4 protein-coding genes and 1 pseudogene are annotated in these 2383 nt (G+C 47.4%); 4 read left to right on the top strand and 1 reads right to left on the bottom strand.

Annotated features, from left to right (window positions below; translation table 11 throughout):
- Positions 1-116: 116 nt before the first annotated feature.
- Together P5674_RS24155 and P5674_RS24160 are read left to right on the top strand one after the other, a co-directional pair.
- On the top strand, positions 117-518 hold the full coding sequence (locus tag P5674_RS24155) for a hypothetical protein (RefSeq protein ID WP_235181498.1): 402 nt from the start codon (positions 117-119) through the stop codon (positions 516-518).
- 24 nt (positions 519-542) lie between these two features.
- Positions 543-1160, top strand: coding sequence for a hypothetical protein (locus P5674_RS24160; RefSeq protein WP_231851964.1), 618 nt, complete (start codon positions 543-545; stop codon positions 1158-1160).
- A gap of 11 nt (positions 1161-1171) precedes the next feature.
- Here the strand turns inward: P5674_RS24160 and P5674_RS24165 are convergent, their stop codons facing one another.
- Positions 1172-1306 carry a hypothetical protein gene (locus P5674_RS24165; RefSeq protein WP_286131391.1) on the bottom strand — a complete coding sequence of 45 codons (135 nt, stop codon included), beginning with the start codon at positions 1304-1306 and terminating at the stop codon, positions 1172-1174.
- 44 nt (positions 1307-1350) lie between these two features.
- Between P5674_RS24165 and P5674_RS24170 the strand changes: the two genes are divergently transcribed.
- Positions 1351-1737 (top strand): hypothetical protein, encoded by a 387-nt coding sequence (locus P5674_RS24170; RefSeq protein ID WP_315670359.1) that lies wholly within the window; start codon positions 1351-1353, stop codon positions 1735-1737.
- Positions 1655-2383: pseudogene (locus tag P5674_RS24175) on the top strand (HEAT repeat domain-containing protein); the annotation flags it as partial. The gene P5674_RS24170 and the pseudogene P5674_RS24175, both read left to right, overlap by 83 nt.

Consider the following 2383-nt stretch of genomic DNA (forward strand, 5'->3'; position numbering starts at 1 on the left):
CGGTTCTGCTGCTGAATGGGAGGGGTAGACCGTGAGGTCTATCTCGACCCCTAATCAAAACTTTGAGCTGGGCTGGACTCCTGGGGTTGAGTTGTGGATTATTGGCTTGTGGGCAGTTGACAACTGGGCAGACTACTGAGCAGACTATAAGACCATCTTCCGAGTCTTTTCTACCCCAAAACGCTGCGATCGCCTCATCTCCCGTTACTTTATCCAGCCCCTCTGGGTTGGCATCGAGGCACTACAACGCCGAGGCAATTTATACAGAATTTGAGCGTTTGACCCGGCGAGCCTGTCAAAAACAGGAAAAAATTGTCGGGAATTTGCGTTATCAGATCTGCACCATGACTGACTCCCAGGGCTTGATTCAAGTTGTTTATGCCTCTTCATCTCTGGCTAGTGAGGGTGATGGTGCCGGATATTGGCTCAATGAGAACGCAGATATCTATGCAATTCGCTACTTCCACTCTGATGAGGTTTTTGTGCTACTCCCAGAAGCTCGCCAGACCATTGTATAGTTAGTTGGAAACCGACAGATCAACGTGACTACAGATAAAGCCCGTTGGCATCAGCTAGAACTCGATGCGAGAGAGCAGATCATGGAAATTTCTGCACAGTTTGACCTCAATAATTTCACAGTCAGCAATCAGCCAACTTCAGACCGCCAAGAAATACAGCGCATTGCCCTTATGTTTTTGGAACCGGGAGCCTTAGCAGCAGGGTTGCCTACCCCAACCATTGAAAAAATGGCGATCAACATGACTACAGATAAAGCCCGTTGGCATCAGCTAGAACTCGGTGCGAGAGAGCAGATCATGGAAATTTCTGCACAGTTTGACCTCAATAATTTCACAGTCAGCAATCAGCCAACTTCAGACCGCCAAGAAATACAGCGCATTGCCCTTATGTTTTTGGAACCGGGAGCCTTAGCAGCAGGGTTGCCTACCCCAACCATTGAAAAAATGGCGATCGCTGATGACACGGCTTTACTTACTTGGCAGCAAGGGGAAACAGCGGGGATGATGTTGCTCCGAAAAGAACAGGGGCAATGGGGAGTTTTGACCTATGGCGGCGGTGCAATTGACGCAACAACTCTATCTGAGTATAATGTTCCCCAGACCACAGGTGAAGCCCTGCTCAAGCAGTTAAACCTCAACTAAATTTATGCAGATTATTGGCGGGGGCGATCGCTACTCTTGTCCGGTAGGTTAGTCAAATTTAGCCAGGGTTTATCATGTAAACTAGGGGGTATTTTCTGACTGGATAACTCAAGATTTATCAAGGCACTATTTGGTTGTTTTGTCAATAGGTAATTCCTAGTAATTTATGCCTGACTCCCACCAGAATGCGATGAAAAATTCAACCCCAACTCCTGCAGATGCTCTAATCGCCGCCCTCCATGAACCGGGACGGGAAAACCTCCTTGATTTAGTCCAAAATCCCTTGTGTTTGACGATGCTATGCATGATTTGGGATGGGTCGTTGCCGGACACTCAGGCGGAGTTATATCAGCGTTACCTGCGAAAAATTTATGAGTGGAATCAGAATTTAAATGACTTGGAAAAGTATGCGGAAGTTGGTGGCACGAATACCACGAAATTAAAGCAGAATTTGAATCGGCAATTGGGGGGAACTGGCAAAGGCTGCGCTGAATTTGCCCCGGCAGCGATTTCGGTTATCACAGGCTTTGGTGGAAGAGCATCTAGGGGAGGAATCAGATCAGACTTCGTGGGCTGATTTGGTGTTGCGGTTGGGTTGGTTAAATCGGGTGGGCAGAGATGGACGCGGCGATAGTATTTTTGCCTTTTATCATGCGACGTTTCAGGAGTATTTTGCAGCGTTGGCGGTGGAGGATTGGGATTATTTTCTGCCTCGGAATCATGTTGATTCTCCGGTGGCGGGGAGGCGGTATCGGATTTTTGAGAAGCAGTGGAAGCAGGTGATTTTGTGTTGGTTGGGGCGTAAGGATATTCAGGCTCAGAAGAAGGAGGATTTGATTCGGGCGTTGGTTGAGTTTGAGGATGGGGTCAGAGATTTTTATGAATATAAAACATATTTGCTGGCTGCTGCTGAAATTAATCAATTTAAGGCTTGTTCTCTGGCTACCGATATTGTGCGGCAGGTGGTGAAGTGGGGGTTTGGTTATTTAAATACTGAAAAACAGGAATGGCAAACCTTTTTAGAACCCATCGAAGAAGCGGCGAGAGAGGTGATACCACAAACCATTAGACCCTTGGCGATGTCCGCACTGATTGAACTTATTGAGAATTGCCCAGAAAAGGACAGTCGGATGCAGGCAGCAGAGAGTTTAGGGAAAATCGACCCAGGAAATCCCGATGCGATCGCTGTATTGGTCGAAATTATCCGCACCACTGAGGATAAA

The organism is Limnospira sp. PMC 289.06, assembly GCF_032350395.1.
Classification (GTDB): Bacteria; Cyanobacteriota; Cyanobacteriia; order Cyanobacteriales; family Microcoleaceae; genus Limnospira; species Limnospira platensis.

Bases quoted from the DNA above. Each gene is read 5' to 3' on its own strand.
- P5674_RS24170 (WP_315670359.1), top strand. From the start codon at position 1,351: ATGAAAAATTCAACCCCAACTCCTGCAGATGCTCTAATCGCCGCCCTC.